This window comes from Stenotrophomonas sp. STEN038 (genome assembly GCF_056759895.1).
Genome location: NZ_JBRRDW010000017.1, coordinates 1 through 14,167, shown reverse-complemented (window position 1 = coordinate 14,167; position 14,167 = coordinate 1). Strand labels below are relative to the sequence as shown.

Annotated in this window: 12 protein-coding genes and 1 riboswitch; of the genes, 6 read left to right on the top strand and 6 right to left on the bottom strand. The window is 65.4% G+C overall.

What is annotated here, in order from left to right; translation table 11 throughout:
- Nucleotides 1-36 precede the first annotated feature (36 nt).
- Nucleotides 37-3,567: a hybrid sensor histidine kinase/response regulator gene (locus ACVOLS_RS08975; protein WP_481545355.1), complete on the bottom strand. Its 3,531-nt coding sequence runs from the start codon at nucleotides 3,565-3,567 to the stop codon at nucleotides 37-39.
- A gap of 182 nt (nucleotides 3,568-3,749) precedes the next feature.
- Between ACVOLS_RS08975 and ACVOLS_RS08970 the strand changes: the two genes are divergently transcribed.
- Genes ACVOLS_RS08970 through ACVOLS_RS08960 form a run of 3 tightly spaced genes read left to right on the top strand, consistent with a single transcriptional unit; the run spans nucleotide 3,750 to nucleotide 5,580 of the window.
- Nucleotides 3,750-4,436 (top strand): YceI family protein, encoded by a 687-nt coding sequence (locus ACVOLS_RS08970; RefSeq protein ID WP_481545354.1) that lies wholly within the window; start codon nucleotides 3,750-3,752, stop codon nucleotides 4,434-4,436.
- The gene (locus tag ACVOLS_RS08965) at nucleotides 4,433-5,011 is read left to right on the top strand and encodes a cytochrome b (RefSeq protein WP_481545353.1); all 579 of its coding nucleotides are present in this window, start codon (nucleotides 4,433-4,435) and stop codon (nucleotides 5,009-5,011) included. Before ACVOLS_RS08970 ends, ACVOLS_RS08965 begins: the two co-directional genes overlap by 4 nt.
- Nucleotides 5,008-5,580 (top strand): YceI family protein, encoded by a 573-nt coding sequence (locus ACVOLS_RS08960; protein ID WP_481545352.1) that lies wholly within the window; start codon nucleotides 5,008-5,010, stop codon nucleotides 5,578-5,580. The genes ACVOLS_RS08965 and ACVOLS_RS08960 overlap by 4 nt, the downstream gene beginning before the upstream one ends.
- 112 nt (nucleotides 5,581-5,692) lie before the next feature.
- On the opposite strand, the gene ACVOLS_RS08955 is transcribed toward ACVOLS_RS08960, so the two are convergent.
- The gene (locus tag ACVOLS_RS08955) at nucleotides 5,693-5,923 is read right to left on the bottom strand and encodes a glutaredoxin family protein (RefSeq protein WP_481545351.1); all 231 of its coding nucleotides are present in this window, start codon (nucleotides 5,921-5,923) and stop codon (nucleotides 5,693-5,695) included.
- Between the two features lie 95 nt (nucleotides 5,924-6,018).
- Here ACVOLS_RS08955 and ACVOLS_RS08950 point away from each other — a divergent pair, with 95 nt between their 5' ends.
- A complete protein-coding gene (locus ACVOLS_RS08950) occupies nucleotides 6,019-7,401 on the top strand; it encodes an L-serine ammonia-lyase (RefSeq protein WP_481545350.1) in 1,383 nt (460 codons plus the stop codon).
- Between the two features lie 288 nt (nucleotides 7,402-7,689).
- Nucleotides 7,690-8,484, top strand: coding sequence for a hypothetical protein (locus tag ACVOLS_RS08945; RefSeq protein WP_481545349.1), 795 nt, complete (start codon nucleotides 7,690-7,692; stop codon nucleotides 8,482-8,484).
- 4 nt (nucleotides 8,485-8,488) lie between these two features.
- Here ACVOLS_RS08945 and rarD read toward each other — a convergent pair whose 3' ends face one another.
- The 4 genes from rarD to metX form a co-directional block, all read right to left on the bottom strand.
- The gene (gene rarD / locus ACVOLS_RS08940) at nucleotides 8,489-9,370 is read right to left on the bottom strand and encodes an EamA family transporter RarD (protein ID WP_481545348.1); all 882 of its coding nucleotides are present in this window, start codon (nucleotides 9,368-9,370) and stop codon (nucleotides 8,489-8,491) included.
- A 240-nt stretch (nucleotides 9,371-9,610) separates the two neighbouring features.
- Nucleotides 9,611-10,678 (bottom strand): homoserine dehydrogenase family protein, encoded by a 1,068-nt coding sequence (locus tag ACVOLS_RS08935; RefSeq protein WP_481545347.1) that lies wholly within the window; start codon nucleotides 10,676-10,678, stop codon nucleotides 9,611-9,613.
- Nucleotides 10,675-11,925 carry an O-succinylhomoserine (thiol)-lyase gene (locus tag ACVOLS_RS08930; RefSeq protein ID WP_481545346.1) on the bottom strand — a complete coding sequence of 417 codons (1,251 nt, stop codon included), beginning with the start codon at nucleotides 11,923-11,925 and terminating at the stop codon, nucleotides 10,675-10,677. The genes ACVOLS_RS08935 and ACVOLS_RS08930 overlap by 4 nt, the downstream gene beginning before the upstream one ends.
- The gene (gene metX, locus ACVOLS_RS08925; RefSeq protein WP_481545345.1) at nucleotides 11,922-12,950 is read right to left on the bottom strand and encodes a homoserine O-succinyltransferase MetX; all 1,029 of its coding nucleotides are present in this window, start codon (nucleotides 12,948-12,950) and stop codon (nucleotides 11,922-11,924) included. Before metX ends, ACVOLS_RS08930 begins: the two co-directional genes overlap by 4 nt.
- A 71-nt stretch (nucleotides 12,951-13,021) precedes the next feature.
- A riboswitch (SAM riboswitch) is annotated at nucleotides 13,022-13,141 on the bottom strand.
- Nucleotides 13,142-13,258: 117 nt separating this feature from the next.
- Between metX and ACVOLS_RS08920 the strand changes: the two genes are divergently transcribed.
- Nucleotides 13,259-14,068, top strand: coding sequence for a M23 family metallopeptidase (locus ACVOLS_RS08920; RefSeq protein WP_481545344.1), 810 nt, complete (start codon nucleotides 13,259-13,261; stop codon nucleotides 14,066-14,068).
- Nucleotides 14,069-14,167: the final 99 nt, after the last annotated feature.

Below are 14,167 nucleotides of genomic sequence, written 5' to 3'. Positions count from 1 at the left end.
CTCCTGCTACGCCGCACGGCGCGCCTGTGATGGCGACTATTGTGCCTGTCCCGGCGCCAACGCATCAGCGATCGCATCGACCAGCATCTGCCCGGTTACCGGCTTGCGCAGGAAACCCTTCATACCTGCAGCGCGCGCCAGCTGTTCGGCCTGCGCGTCCGCGCGCGCGGTGACCGCGATCAACGGGAAACGGTGGCCGGAACCACGCAGCTGGTCGGCCAGCGCAATGCCATCCAGGGCCGGCAGATCCAGATCCAGCAGACCCACATCGAATGCCTGCTCACCCACCTCGGCCAACGCAGCCAGGCCGTGTGCGGCATGTATCACCTGATGGCCACGCGCGGTCAGTAGGCCGGTAATCACCTGGGCCACGGTAGGGTCATCTTCAACCAGCAGTATTTTCAATGGCCGCAGCGCGACCGCGGGCTCGGCAGCGGCAGCCCCGGCGCTGGCCGCGTGCTGCCATGGCAACGGCACTTCAAGCACGAAGCAGGCGCCTTCGCCCAGACGGCTCTCGACGCGGATGTTGCCGCCCATTGCCATTGCAAGTTCCTGACAGATCGCCAGGCCCAGGCCACTGCCACCGTAGCGCGATGCGGTGCGATTGCCATCAGCCTGCTCAAAACGCTGGAACAAACGACTCTGCTGCTCGGCACTGATGCCCGGCCCGGTATCGCTGACGCTCAGGCAGATGCCGCCATGCCCTGGCAGCAGCTGCGCGCCCACCGCGACCTTGCCACGCTCGGTGAACTTGATTGCATTGCCCAGCAGATTCATCAGGATCTGCCGCAGGCGCATGGCATCACCCACCACCATCACTGGCGTCGCAAACGGCACAGCAGCCTCGAACACCAGCCCGCGACGCTCCGCCATCGGTGCCATCAGAGCACTCACTTCCTGCAGCAGGCGGCCGAGGTCGAAAGGACGATTATCAAGCTCCAGCTTGCCGGCTTCGATACGTGCCAGGTCCAGCGCGTCATTGACCAAGGCCAGCAGGTGCGTGCCGGCTTGCTGGATCGCACCGGCAAAGCGCTGCTGACGTTCGTCCAGGTCGGTGCTCAGCAACAACTCGCTCATGCCCAGGACACCGGTCAACGGCGTGCGCACCTCATGGCCCAAGGTCGCCAGGAAGCGGGTTTTCGCCTGCGAGGCCTGTTCGGCCAATTCCTGCTTGTGCAGCGCCAGCTGCCATTCATTGCGCCGACGCTCACGCCGCCGGTATCCAAGCACCGCTGCCGCCGCCAACACTCCGAGCAGCAACGCCCATGCCGCCAGTGCCCAGTTGCTGCGCCACCACGATGGTGCGACCTCGATCTGCAATGTCTGTGGTGGTGTCCATGGACCATCAGCGGCTGCACCCTGCACCTGCATCCGGTAACTGCCGGCAGGCAGGCGCGATACCAGGCGTTCACCATCGCTACCCAGATCCACCCAGTTCTGATCGTAACCTTCGATCTGGACGCGGAAACGGTGCCGCGCTGGATCGACATAGGACAGCAGGCGTCCGGTCACCCGCAGATCGCGATCCTCAGGACCGAGGTGAATCGATGCCCCTTTCAACCGCTGCTCGCGTGCAGCATCGTCGCGACGCACGCCGATCGACTCGATCACCAGTTGCGAGCCCACCGGCGCGGTGATCTTGGCATCAGGATTGAAGCTGAGCAGGCCTGTCGCAGACACCGCCAAGGCCCGCCCACAACCCGCATGTGCGGGTGGCCGGGCGGTGAACTCGGTATCGGTCAGGCCATCACCTTCTTCCAGTACCCGCACCCGCGCCGCACCCGGTTGCCACCACAGCAGTCCGCGGGTCGTGGTTGCCCATAATTGGCCACTGCAGCCCACTACCAGCCCCCCCATCGCTACTGCCGGCACCCCTTCATCGGCGCTCAACCGCTGTAGCAGGGAAAAACCATCCGCGTCATGAGCGTAATGTTCCAACGCGCCATCACGCGCCAACCAGGCGCTGCCATCGGCGAGGAACACCAGGTCATACACCATTCCCTCCGAAACGCCTGGGACGACGACAAAGCGTTGGCCATCAAAACGCTGCACGCCGCCGCCGCCAACCAACCACAGGCTGCCGTCGGCGCCCTGTCGCAGCTGCTCAACCAGCTTTTCGGGCAGGCCGGAGACCGTTCCCTGCGGATAGTCCGCCAACAAGCGACCATCGGCCGCTCGGTGCTGCAGGCCGTAATTGATGATGGACAGCCACATGCTGCCGTCGGCCGCCAGCCGCATCAGATCCGCGCGCTGGGTTGGATCGTCACCAACGCCCAGATCGATCCGCCGCACCTGCCTATCCGATGGCCGGTACAGGGTGATCCCACCGGCGCGGCCCAGCCAGATCACCCCATCACTGCCGCGCTGCACCGACCAGATGCTGCCAGGGCCGAGTTGCGCATCGCCGGCCAGCTGCGACAGCTTGCCGGCCGCATCCAATTGGTACAGGCCATGGCCGCCGACCACCAGAAAGCCCTTGCCGTCGGCGACGGAATTGATCAGGTACAGGCTCTCCAGCGATTTTCCGTTGAGCTGGTAGTGGCTGGAAAACCGCGACCAGTCTGGGCGCAGATAAGCCATGCCCTGGGTCAACATGGCGGTCCAGATGCCGCCTTCGTGATCCTGCAGCAGGTCCAGCACACCACTGTTGGCAGTCAGGAAGCCGCTGCCACCGTCACCATCCAGCAACTGCAGGTTGTGCGCATCGCCGCGATACAGGCCGGAGGAGCTGCCCATCCAGTAGCGCCCATCGCGGTCATGCAGGACCACGGCCGCACGCGCCTGCGCCGCCTGCGGCCATGGCGCAGCCGACACCGTACCGTCGTCAAGTACCCGGTACAGGCCGGCATCGGTGCCTACCCAGATGCCGCCATCGCGGTCGCCGCTCAGGCGGATCACATCCTTGCCTTCGAGCAGTGGCGAACGCACAGCCGCAAAGCCGTCACCCCGCCGCCAGCGCACAAGGCCACTGGTGGTACCGATCCACATGCTTCCGTCCTTGCCGGGCAGCAAGGCGTAGATGGTGTCGTCAGGCAGGCTGCGCGGATCATCCGGCTGATGCTGATAGCGGCTGATCCGGCCATCGGCATGCCGCAGGCAGATACCGCTGCCGCTGGTACCCACCCACAGGTCGCTGCCCTGCATGGCCAACGCCCAGACCTGCTGTTTGCAGATGGCCTCCAGCTCGGCGAAGCGGGTGAAGCGCTGGCGGTTGGCATCCAGCATCGCCAGCCCGGCACCGTTGGCACCCACCCAGACCCGGTCCTGTGCATCGATCAGCATGGTTTCCAAGGTGTTGCCCGGCAGCGAGCCCGACACCTGCGGGTCGTGCCGCCATACCCGCAGTTGGGTGCCGTCGTAGCGCGCAAGGCCGTCATCGGTGGCTGCCCAGACATAGCCTTGACGATCCTGGCCCAGCGCAAGCACGGTCCGCGACGGCAGGCCTTCAGCCACACCCAGACGCCGCATGCGCGGCGTTTCAGCCAGATCCAGCGCCACCGCCCAGCACGGCCACAACAGCAGCAACGCCAGCACCGTCAGCCGTGCACCCCGAAAAATCCCTCTCATCAACGCCCGACACTCCCCATCGCGGCCCCACATGCATCACCCCAATCGCTGCGACTTTAGCGCCGGCCCCTGTCCCGGGCAAAGTCACCCGAGCCGACTACGTAACAAACCGTTGCGCAATATGCGCACAAACCATCACCTGCATCCGCCTAGAATCCCCTATCCCGACCCGGAGCCGGACCTTGCTGCCACGCCTGCTACTGCTGACCTGCGGCCTGCTCTCCTTTGCCGCCACTGCTGCCAATGAACGCTACCGGCTTGATCCGGTGCATACCCGGGTGCTGTTCTCCATCGAACATGCCGGCTTCTCGCACGCGCTGGGCACGGTCTCCGGCAGCGAGGGCGTACTCGACTTCGACCCGCAGGACTGGGCCAATGCCAGACTCGACGTTGCGGTACCGATCACCCGGCTGGACCTGGGCGATGACAAATGGAACCAGGCCACGCTGGCGCGCAACCTGCTCGATGGCGAGCGGTTCCCGCAGGCACGCTTTGTTTCCAGCCGGGTCGAGCCGATTGATGCCAACCACGCCCGTGTGTCCGGCCTGCTGACCCTGCGCGGGGTCAGCCGGGAGGTAGTGCTCGACGTCACCCTCAATGCCCTCAAGCGCCACCCGCTGCCGCCGTTCCGGCGTACCGCCGGGTTCTCGGCGACCACCACGCTCAGCCGCGCCGACTTTGGCATCAACGCCTGGCCCTCGGTGATCGGCGACAAGGTCGAGCTGCGCATCGAGGCCGAAGCCGTGCGTGATGCCGGTGCCGAAGCACCGCCTGCCAGCACCGAACCGACACCCGAGCCGGACACCAGCCTAGAAGACGCCGCCGACGCGGCCCTGAAATCAGCAACAGAAACGGAAAAACACCCATGAGCCTGAAAAACACCACGCAACGTTGGGGCAGCCTCAGCAAAAGCCTGCACTGGCTGATCGCCCTGCTGATCCTGGCGCTGGGCATCGTCGGCCTGACCATGGGCGAGTTCCCGAAGACGCCCAAGTACTTCTGGATCTACACCATGCACAAATCCATCGGCATCACCGTACTGGTGCTGGTAGTTGTCCGCTTGTTGTGGCGCCTGTTCGCCGGTGCGCCCGAGCCGGTACCCGGCACCCCGAGCTGGCAGGAGCGGATTGCCTCGGCCACGCATTGGCTGCTGTACGTGCTGATGTTCGCCATCCCGCTGTCGGGTTGGCTGTACGACTCGGCCAGTGGCCTGCGTCCGTTCAAGCTGTTCGGGCTGGTCGAAATGCCCAAGCTGGTTGCCCCCAGCGAGCAGGCCAGCCAGTTCTCCCATGCCATCCACGAGTGGGGCTTCTGGGCGCTGATCCTGCTGGTGCTGGCGCATGCCGGCGCCGCGTTCTATCACCACATTCATCTACGCGATGCCACGCTGGCACGCATGCTGCCGCAAGGCTGGCTCAACCTTCCGCAAAAGGATTCCGCATGAACATCAAGCTCACCTCCCCCGCCGCTGTTGCCGCCGCCTTGGCCGGCATGCTCGCCATCGCCCCGGCCATGGCCGCCGACTACCAGCAGGCGCCGGGCGCCGGCTCCATCCTGGTGTTCGCGACCAAGTATGACGGTGAAGTGTTCACCGGCAGCTTCCCCGGCTTCCAGACCCAGGTCAGCTTCGATCCGGCCAATCCGGCTGCCGGCAAACTGGACGTGACCATCCCGCTGGTCGGCGCCAAGAGCGGCAATACCGACCGAGACTCCACCCTGCAGGGCGCGGATTTCTTCAACGTCGCACAGTTCGCCCAGGCCCGTTACACCGCCAATGGCTTCCGCGCATTGGGCAACAACCAGTACGCCGCCGACGGCACGCTGGAGCTGCGCGGCGTCAGCAAGCCGGTCACGTTGACATTCACCTGGGCAGCGGGCACACAGCCGGTGCTGACCGGCAAGGCCACGGTCAAGCGCCTGGACTTCGGCGTGGGTGGTGGCGACTGGGCTGACACCAAGACCATCCCCAACGAAACCGCGATCAGCACCATCGTCAAGCTAAACGCCAAGTAAGAAGCTGCCCTCACCCCAACCCCTCTCTCGCACGCGGGAGAGGGGAATGTAGTGCCGAGCCATGCTCGGCAGAAGCTTTACCGGTACCCCCCCAGCCGAGCGTGGCTCGGCACTACAGGTGTGGCGGCAACCACGCGGCCAACACTGCCGCATCAAACGGCCACTCCAACTCCCTGCCGGCCGCATCGCGCAACACCGGCACGCGCGCGCCGTAGGTAGCCTCCAGCGCCCCATCGTCATCGATGAACACACTCTCGAATTCCGGCGCCCGCGCCTGCGCCAGCACCGCCAGCGCCAGGTCGCACAGATGGCAATCATCACGTTGATAAAGAGTCAGTCCCACTCGTCACCTGTGCAAAGAATGCTGCGCTGCAGACATGGCCTGCAGCAATGAACCCGTAGAATAGCGGCCATCTCAACGCAGTACGCAGAATCAGCATGTCCGTCAGTACGTTCGACCTGTTCAAGATCGGCATCGGCCCGAGTTCGTCACACACCGTCGGCCCGATGCGCGCGGCCGAGCGCTTCGTCCACCGCTGGCTGCTGGATCCGGGCCAGCTGGACAACACCGTGCGCATCCGCGCCGAAGTGTTCGGCTCGCTGGCCCTGACTGGCCGCGGCCATGGCACCGACAAGGCAGTGCTGCTGGGCCTGGAAGGCCATCGCCCCAACGAGATCGACCCGGACATCATCCCGGCCACGCTGGAACGCATCCGCAGCAGCAAGCGCATCAAGCTGATGGGCCTGCGCGAGATCGCCTTCGACGAGAAGCGCGACCTGGCCATGAACAAGCGCCAGAAGCTGCCATACCACACCAACGGCATGCGCTTCACCGCCTACGATGCCGACGACCAGGTCATCGCCACCCGTGATTACTACTCGGTTGGTGGCGGCTTCGTGGTCAACGAGGACGACGCGGCCGATGACCGCATCGTGCCGGACCAGACGCCGATCCCCTACCCGTTCAAGAGCGGCGACGAGCTGCTGGCGCAGGCTGCACGCAGCGGCCTGAGCATCGCCCAGATGATGTACGAAAACGAGAAGTGCTGGCGCAGCGAGGAAGATATCCGTGCCGGCCTGCGCGAGATCTGGGATGCGATGCAGTCCTGCGTGACCCGTGGCATCCGTTCCGAAGGCACCCTGCCCGGCGGCCTCAATGTCAGCCGCCGCGCACCCACCCTGTACCGCGAGCTGTCATCGCGCCCCGAGGCCGCGATGCGCGACCCGCTGACCACGCTGGACTGGGTCAATCTGTACGCTTTGGCAGTCAACGAAGAAAACGCCGCCGGTGGCCGCGTGGTCACCGCGCCCACCAACGGTGCAGCCGGCATCATTCCGTCGGTGCTGCACTACTACGACCGCTTCTGCCCGGGCAGCAACGAGCAGGGCGTGTTCAACTTCCTGCTGACGGCTGCCGCCATCGGCATCCTGTACAAGGAAAACGCCTCGATCAGCGGCGCCGAGGTCGGTTGCCAGGGCGAAGTGGGCGTGGCCTGCTCGATGGCCGCTGGCGGCCTGATGGCAGCACTGGGCGGCAACCCCGGGCAGATCGAGAACGCTGCCGAGATCGGCATGGAACACAACCTCGGCCTGACCTGCGACCCGATCGGCGGGCTGGTGCAGATTCCCTGCATCGAGCGCAACGCGATGGGCTCGGTGAAGGCGATCAATGCCAGCCGCATGGCCATGCGCGGCGACGGCAAGCACAAGGTCTCGCTGGACAAGGTGATCAAGACCATGCGCGACACTGGCCGCGACATGCAGGACAAGTACAAGGAAACCAGCCGTGGCGGCCTTGCCGTCAACGTCATCGAGTGCTGATGCGCCCCAGCGCAGGTGCCAGCCCGTCCGTAGCTGGTGCCTGCCGATGCTCCTGCCGCCATGAAAGCAGCCGCGACGCCGCAGGCTGCTCCGCCGATGCCTGCGGCAACGTGCGAACCGCCGACAGCTCGTTCACGGCATATTGCATTGGCGCGCGCGGGTACACCAGAATCGCCCATCACAATGCAGCTTCAGGGGAAGCAGATGCACGGCGGAAAGGAATCTGGCGAGCAGTTACCGCTACGACGCCCACGTTCGGCAGCACGTACCGCAGCGCCCGGCAACGGCATGGCAACACTGATCAAGCTGGTGCTTGCCGCGGTGGTCCTACTGCTGCTGGCGTACTACTTTGGCAATCGCAAGCCGGCCCCTCCAGCAACGGATACAGCCACAGCAGCACCCGATGTCGCAGCGGCTGCCGCCGCATCGCCGCACGCAGGCCCTGCAGCGCTGGTGATCCAGGGCGAGAAGTCCACGACGATGGCGAACATCGACGAGGCGCAGATGTCGGTACAGGAAGGCGGCAACGTGCTGCGCATCGAGGGCAGCGTCGGCCGGAACTTCGCCAGCGAGATGAAGGCAATGCTGGATGCCAACCCCAGCGTGCGTCGCATCGATATCACCAGCGGCGGTGGCTATGCCAACCCGGGACTGGAGGCAGCTCGGCTGATCAACCGCAACAACCTCACCGTGCGGGTCCGCTCGCACTGCGCCAGCATGTGCGTGGCGCTTTGGGCTGCCGCCAACCAACGGCAGCTGGAAGCCGACGCGGTGATCGGCCTGCACCAGTGGAATCCGCAGTGTGATGCGCGCCCTGAAGAGGCTGAGCGCAAGGAGTGCCACTACCAGGTCCAGTTCGCTACCGAGCACAACTCCAGCTACAACGCATGGCTGCGTGCGGCCGGCTTCAACCAGCGGCTGTTGAACCTGCAATCGCAGACCGCGTCCGAGGATGTTGCGGTGCTGTTCGCCCCGCAGCTCTGGGAAAACGGGGTCGACTTCACCGCCGTCGACAGCAACGGCGCGCGCATGAGCCGAGACGCCGTCCTGCAGCATCTTGCCGCCAGAGCCAAACGCAGCTGAGCACTCAGGCCCCGCGCCTGCCCAGCTTCAACACGCCCTCCAGGGCCAACAGCGCCACTGCCAGCCAGATCGCCACATAGGTCGGCCACTGCCCGTGACCGACGCTCTCACCCAACAGCAAGGCCGCCAGCATCAGTAGTACCGGCTCCACATAGGTAAGCAGGCCGAACAGGCTGAATGACAGCATCTTCGAGGCCAGCATGTAGCACATCAGCGCCACCGCGCTGATCGCCCCGAGCAGCGGAATCAATACGTACAAGGCCGGCTTCTGCGCCAACGCTGCCAGCAGCTGATGCCCATCACCAATCGCCGCCCACCAGGCCACCGGCAGCAACAGCACCAGTTCCACCCAGAACCCGCCGAGGTGACCGATACGCAGATGCCGACGCAACAGGAAGTAGGCCGGATAACCCAGCGCAACCAGCAGCATTTCCCAGGACAGCCCATGGTTGCGCAGCAAGGCCCAGCCCACGCCGAGGGCGGCACTGGCCACGGCCAACTTCTGCAGGGCCGTCAGGCGCTCGCCGTAAACCACGCGCCCCAGCAATACCATCACCAAGGGCAGCAGGAAGTAGCCCATCGATACCTGCAACGCGCGGCCATGCAGCGGCGCCCACAGAAACAGCCAAAGCTGTACTCCGACCATGCCCGCGCACAACGGCAACGCCCACCACAACCGGCGCTCAACCCGCACGCGTCGCAGGGTATCGACGATCAGGGTCTTCTCACCGCTCACATGCAACATCAGCGCGATCAACGGCACCGCGAACAACACCCGCCAGCCAAAGATCTCGCCGCCTTGCAGCGGCGCCAGCTGCGGGCTGGCGTAATACATCAAGCCGAACAGCAGGGAAGCTGCCAGCGAAACCAGAATACCTTTGGACACAACACACCTGTGGGAGGAAAAAACCAGCGACGTGCGACCTGCGCGCAATGGCAACGCAGGCCCCATGACGCCAGCGCCCCTGCATCATAAGGCCTGAAAGCTGCACCACTACCGGCGAATGGCAGGGTTCTCGCCCGCTCGGCATCTTCGCAAGTACAAGCCGATGCCGAGCTGCCCAGCTCCCGGCTTGGGTCGGCAATGAATCCCCGATGCAGCACACCACGGGTGCTGCATCGACACTCAGCGATTGACGATGTTCAGCACATCATCCAGCAACGCTGCCGCAGTGACTTCGGCACCCGCACCCGGCCCCTGGATCAGCAGCGGCTGGGTGTTGTAGCGATCACTGTGGATCGCCACCCGGTTGTCGGTGCCGCTGCCGCCGGCCAGGGCATGGCCTTGCGGCAGTGCACGCAGACCAACGCTTGCACCCTGCGCATCCAGCCGGCCCACGAAGCACAGCTTCAAACCCTGCGAGCGTGCCTGCTGCAGGCGTTCGGCCAAGGGCGCGTCCAGCACCGACAGGGATCCGTCCACCTCTTCGGAGGACAGCGCCGCCAGTGCCGTTGGCACCAGTGAGTCGACCTTGATCTGATCGGCCTCCAGCGGCACACCCGCCGCACGTGCAAGGATCAGCAGCTTGCGGCGTACATCTTCGCCGGACAGATCAATACGCGGATCCGGCTCCGTGTAACCGGCGGCGGCGGCTTCGCGTACACAGGCGGAGAACGGCTGGCTGCCGTCATAACGGTCGAACAGCCAAGCCAGCGACCCGGATAGCACGCCTTCAATTGCATGCACGTGGTCGCCACCGGCAACCAGTGCACGGATGCTGCGCAACAGCGGCAGGCCCGCACCCACCGTGGCCGCATCGCCATAGCGGGCGTTGCCGGTCGTAACCGAGGCGTCAATCTGCTGCGCGCGGGCAAGGCCCGTGCCATTGCCCAGCTTGTTGGCCGTCACCACATGGATGCCCTGCGCCAACCACCGTGCATGGTCAGCTGCGACGGTTTCACTGGCGGTGGCATCAACCACGATGTCACCAACCCGTAACCGCCCTACTTCCTCTCGATGCACCGGCTCGTAACCCTGCCGCTGCGCATCACGTGCACGCGACAGCGCCGCATCCGGCGCATCGTCACAGGCCAGGGCGATACGCGAGTTGGCCACCACATGCAGCGATGGCAGGCTCAGCTGCCGCTGTTGCAACGCCTGGTAGCGCGCAACAAAGGCCGAGCCGACCGTACCCGTCCCCAACAACACCAGCCGCGCCTGCGGCTGTTCCAGCGGACGCAGTACCGCGCTCATGCATCCACCGTTTTTTTACAGTTGCCAGCGCTCAGCTGCGCTTGGGCAATCACCTTGGCAGCACGCTCAAGACCGGCCTGCAGGTCGGCGACCAGATCCTCGCTGGACTCGATACCCACCGACAGGCGCAGCAGGCACTCACTGATGCCGGCCGCTGCTCGCGCATCGGCGCTCATTGCAGCGTGGGTCATGGTTGCCGGATGCGCGACAAGACTTTCCACGCCGCCCAGCGACTCGGCAAGGGTGAAGTAATGCAGGCCATCCAGGAAAGCGCGCACTGCTGCATACGGATCTTCACCCTCACAAGCGGCCAGCTCGAATGACAGCATCGCGCCGAAACCCTTCTGTTGGCGAGCCGCCACCGCGTGGCCCGGGTGCGATTCCAAACCCGGGTAGTACACATTGGACACGGCATCGCTGGCAGCCAGCAATTCAACTACGGCGCTGGTGTTTTGCTGGTGCACGCGCAGACGTGCATCCAGGGTACGCAGGCCGCGCAGGGTCAGGAAGGCATCGAACGGCGAACCGGTCAGGCCCAGCGCATTGGCCCACCACACCAGTTGCTGGTGTACTTCGGCATCACGCGCGATCACCGCACCACCGACCACATCGCTGTGGCCGTTGACGTACTTGGTGGTGGAATGCAGCACCACGTCGGCACCGAAGGCGATCGGCGTCTGCAGCGCCGGTGACAGGAAAGTGTTGTCCACGACCACCTTGGCACCGGCCTTGTGTGCAGCCTCGATGACGAAGCGCAGATCGGTGATGCGCAACAGCGGATTGGACGGGGTTTCGATCAGCACCAGCTTGGGCGACTGCGCCAGCGCATCGGCCAGCGAGCGCGGATCGGTCAGGTCGGCGGTGATCAGCTCGAAATGACCCTTCTTGGCCAGCGCATTGAACAGGCGCCAGCTGCCGCCGTAGGCATCATGCGGCACCACCAGTCGCTCGCCCGGTTCCAGCAGCGCGTTCAACACCAGATTGATCGCGCCCATGCCGGTCGCGGTGATCACCCCGCCGGCACCGCCTTCCAGCTCGGCCAATGCTTCGCCAAGCAGGTCGCGGGTCGGGTTGCCGCTGCGGGTGTAGTCGTACTGACGCTTGTTGCCAAAGCCATCAAAGCTGAAATTCGACGACAGCACGATTGGCGGCGTCACCGCACCGTAGGCGGTATCGCGGTCGATGCCCGCACGCACCGCGGCGGTGGCCCGGCTGCAGGAGATATCGGAAGTGTGGGACAGGCTCATGCGGTTTCTCCGGGCAGGCGTAGGGCAGTGGCGAGGATCGCGTCAATGCGATCGGTTTCTTTGAGGAAGGCGTCGTGGCCGTAGGGCGAGCGCAGCACACGCAGGCTGCCGCGCTGGCCCAGGCCTTCGACCAGCGCAACCAGGTCCGACAGCGGCACCAGCCGGTCACCTTCGACCGCGACCACCAGGGTCGGCACGCTGACGGCAGCCGGATCAACCCGGTGCAGATCGATGGATTCGGACAGGCGCAGGTAGGCGTTGACGCGGGTGCGGGCCACGTACTGCGCGCCGGCGGCGTCGAGGTAATCCTCGGCGGCGACACGCACGCGGCCATTGACGACTTCCGGTGGCGCGTCGAAGCGCTCACCAAATTCTTCCGGGGTGCGGTAGCTGAGCATGGCGAACTGACGTGCCAGCGCCAGACCGTGGCTCTCTGCACATTGCAGTTGACCCAGCGCGACTGCGCGTCGCTGCAGTGCGCGCCAGGCCGATGCGTATGGATGCGGACGATGCGCGCCGCTGACCGCGACTAGCTTGTGCAGGCGTCGCGGATGGCGGATGGAAAGCTGCAGACCGACCAAGGCGCCATAGGAGTAGCCGACGAAGCCGTGCAACTGCTCGATATGCAGTGCATCGAGCAAGGCAGCGATGGCATCGGCCTGATCGGCGGTATCGATGGGCGCATCCAGCTCACCATCGGCGCCGATGAAATCAAATCCAAGCAAGCGACGACACGCAGGATCCAGCGCGCGGCCAGCGCCAACCAGACCTTCGACCCAGCCCTTTTCGGCGTAGCCCGCATTTGCAGCGAGATGCCGGTGCGCGGAAATACCACCTGCCACCAGCACCACCGGCGCACCCGCCGCGCCGACCAGCTCATAGCGCAGGCGCAGCGCACGCTGACCTGCGTGACGCATGCGCAGCTGCACCTCGATCTCGCCGCGCACAGCGGCACTGCTGCTGTCGGCACGGTCGATGAGAGCGATGGGGGCAAGCTGGACTGCGGTTGCGGTGGCGAAACTCATGGCGGTATCCGATAAGGAGCGGCCATCGAGCTTTCGCGGAGCTCGTGTTCGCCGTACACGCGGTACGGAACGAACCATCTTTCGGCGGACACGGAGGTCACCGCAGGATTTGGCACCAAACGCAGCCGCTTGCGCGTCCGCTGGTTGCCCCGGCTTCAAAGGGCCTGTCCCTCTGCCGGTCTCGATGGTGATGCTACATTGCCAGCCCCTTTCCCGACTGTCAATCGCTTTATTCGCATAAAGAGATGAATAAGTTTCCAGGGCAACCAAACAGGCACAATCAGGCCCTGCATCAAGGACCCCTCACTGTGCCCCGCACCATTCCTGTACTGCTGTCACTGGCGCTACTGTGCGCCAGCGACGTCGAAGCCAGCCCGAGCAGCCGCTGGCGTGATGCGTGGGGGCTGCCTGCTGCATCGACACCGGCGCCTGCGACGTCCAGCTCGGACGCCTTCGCCAGCCTGCAGCTACAGGCACGCGCAGGTGGACGCAGCGCCGTGGTCAGCAACCTGACCGCTGGTCCGGTACAGGTCCGACTGCACGGCGACAGTCGGGTACCGGCCGCTACCGTGCTCGCCGCAGGTGAGAAGCGCAGCCTGTTATGGCTGGCAGATGACGGCAATCCACTGCGCCTGGCCCTGGACGCGTTTCCTGGCGACCCGGCAGCGCGGCCGGAGGATCATCTCTATCTGTTGCCACTGCAGAGCGCCAACGTTCGGGTCAGCCAGGCCTTCGCCGGGCACTACAGCCACACCGATGCGCAGAACCTGTACGCGGTGGACTTCCCCCTGCCCGAAGGCAACCCGGTGTCGGCCGCACGGGATGGTCGGGTCATGCAGGTGGTCGACAGCCGCGAGCAGGGCAGCCTGCTGCGCATACTGCACAGCGACGGCAGCATGGCCCTGTATGCACATCTGCAAGCCGGCAGCGCCAAGGTCCGCCCCGGGCAGAGCGTGACTGCCGGGCAAGTGATCGCCCTGTCCGGCAACACCGGCCACAGCAGTGGCCCGCACCTGCATTTCGTGGTGCAGGCCAATACCGGGCTGGTGCTGCGCTCGATTCCGTTCCGCATGGGCAGCGCGCGTGGCGAGCTGAAGTTCCCGCGGCAGGCTCCCTGAACAGGCCGCCCCGCCCTGTAGTGGGGGGGGGGGGGCGGGGGGGGGGGGGGGGCGGGGGGGGGCCGCCCCGGCCGCGGGCGGGCGCGGGCGGGCGGTGGG

Bases quoted from the DNA above. Each gene is read 5' to 3' on its own strand.
- ACVOLS_RS08960 (WP_481545352.1), top strand. From the start codon at position 5,008: ATGAACATCAAGCTCACCTCCCCCGCCGCTGTTGCCGCCGCCTTGGCC.
- ACVOLS_RS08950 (WP_481545350.1), top strand. From the start codon at position 6,019: ATGTCCGTCAGTACGTTCGACCTGTTCAAGATCGGCATCGGCCCGAGT.
- ACVOLS_RS08935 (WP_481545347.1), bottom strand. From the start codon at position 10,678: ATGAGCGCGGTACTGCGTCCGCTGGAACAGCCGCAGGCGCGGCTGGTG.
- ACVOLS_RS08975 (WP_481545355.1), bottom strand. From the start codon at position 3,567: ATGAGAGGGATTTTTCGGGGTGCACGGCTGACGGTGCTGGCGTTGCTG.
- ACVOLS_RS08930 (WP_481545346.1), bottom strand. From the start codon at position 11,925: ATGAGCCTGTCCCACACTTCCGATATCTCCTGCAGCCGGGCCACCGCC.
- metX (WP_481545345.1), bottom strand. From the start codon at position 12,950: ATGAGTTTCGCCACCGCAACCGCAGTCCAGCTTGCCCCCATCGCTCTC.
- ACVOLS_RS08945 (WP_481545349.1), top strand. From the start codon at position 7,690: ATGGCAACACTGATCAAGCTGGTGCTTGCCGCGGTGGTCCTACTGCTG.
- ACVOLS_RS08965 (WP_481545353.1), top strand. From the start codon at position 4,433: ATGAGCCTGAAAAACACCACGCAACGTTGGGGCAGCCTCAGCAAAAGC.